Origin of the sequence: Arthrobacter sp. SO3, assembly GCF_020532825.1 — a bacterium.
In the GTDB taxonomy this organism is placed as follows: Bacteria; Actinomycetota; Actinomycetes; order Actinomycetales; family Micrococcaceae; genus Arthrobacter.
Genome location: NZ_MQTS01000052.1, coordinates 1 through 1,824 on the forward strand (window position 1 = coordinate 1; position 1,824 = coordinate 1,824).

At 55.3% G+C, this 1,824-nt stretch carries 1 rRNA gene; it reads left to right on the forward strand.

Features of this window, described 5'->3' with window-relative positions:
• The first annotated feature begins 184 nt into the window (after positions 1-184).
• Positions 185-1,708, forward strand: a 16S ribosomal RNA gene (locus BJQ90_RS05790).
• Positions 1,709-1,824 lie beyond the last annotated feature (116 nt).

Below are 1,824 nucleotides of genomic sequence, written 5' to 3' on the forward strand. Positions count from 1 at the left end.
TGTGTCTGTTGTTTGAGAACTCAATAGTGTGCCAAGTTTGTTGATACCAATTTATTGTATTGAATTGGTTGAATTGACTGGATCCGCCACCCCGTGGTGTGGTCTGGTTTTTACAGCTGGTTTCAAATTTTGTGCATTGTGTGTATCCCGTTTTCCCGGGGGCGCATGGTGTGTCTGTTTTACTTCAACGGAGAGTTTGATCCTGGCTCAGGATGAACGCTGGCGGCGTGCTTAACACATGCAAGTCGAACGATGATGCCAGCTTGCTGGTGGATTAGTGGCGAACGGGTGAGTAACACGTGAGTAACCTGCCCTTAACTCTGGGATAAGCCTGGGAAACTGGGTCTAATACCGGATATGACTCCTCATCGCATGGTGGGGGGTGGAAAGCTTTATTGTGGTTTTGGATGGACTCGCGGCCTATCAGCTTGTTGGTGAGGTAATGGCTCACCAAGGCGACGACGGGTAGCCGGCCTGAGAGGGTGACCGGCCACACTGGGACTGAGACACGGCCCAGACTCCTACGGGAGGCAGCAGTGGGGAATATTGCACAATGGGCGAAAGCCTGATGCAGCGACGCCGCGTGAGGGATGACGGCCTTCGGGTTGTAAACCTCTTTCAGTAGGGAAGAAGCGAAAGTGACGGTACCTGCAGAAGAAGCGCCGGCTAACTACGTGCCAGCAGCCGCGGTAATACGTAGGGCGCAAGCGTTATCCGGAATTATTGGGCGTAAAGAGCTCGTAGGCGGTTTGTCGCGTCTGCCGTGAAAGTCCGGGGCTCAACTCCGGATCTGCGGTGGGTACGGGCAGACTAGAGTGATGTAGGGGAGACTGGAATTCCTGGTGTAGCGGTGAAATGCGCAGATATCAGGAGGAACACCGATGGCGAAGGCAGGTCTCTGGGCATTAACTGACGCTGAGGAGCGAAAGCATGGGGAGCGAACAGGATTAGATACCCTGGTAGTCCATGCCGTAAACGTTGGGCACTAGGTGTGGGGGACATTCCACGTTTTCCGCGCCGTAGCTAACGCATTAAGTGCCCCGCCTGGGGAGTACGGCCGCAAGGCTAAAACTCAAAGGAATTGACGGGGGCCCGCACAAGCGGCGGAGCATGCGGATTAATTCGATGCAACGCGAAGAACCTTACCAAGGCTTGACATGAACCGGAAATACCTGGAAACAGGTGCCCCGCTTGCGGTCGGTTTACAGGTGGTGCATGGTTGTCGTCAGCTCGTGTCGTGAGATGTTGGGTTAAGTCCCGCAACGAGCGCAACCCTCGTTCTATGTTGCCAGCGCGTGATGGCGGGGACTCATAGGAGACTGCCGGGGTCAACTCGGAGGAAGGTGGGGACGACGTCAAATCATCATGCCCCTTATGTCTTGGGCTTCACGCATGCTACAATGGCCGGTACAAAGGGTTGCGATACTGTGAGGTGGAGCTAATCCCAAAAAGCCGGTCTCAGTTCGGATTGGGGTCTGCAACTCGACCCCATGAAGTCGGAGTCGCTAGTAATCGCAGATCAGCAACGCTGCGGTGAATACGTTCCCGGGCCTTGTACACACCGCCCGTCAAGTCACGAAAGTTGGTAACACCCGAAGCCGGTGGCCTAACCCCTTGTGGGAGGGAGCTGTCGAAGGTGGGACTGGCGATTGGGACTAAGTCGTAACAAGGTAGCCGTACCGGAAGGTGCGGCTGGATCACCTCCTTTCTAAGGAGCACCTACAGTCACCTTGCCTCATGTATGTGAGTGTGGAGGGGTTGTCAGGAGTAGGCCCGTTGCGCAGACGCTAGTTCTGCGGCGGGTGCTCACGGGTGGAATATCAA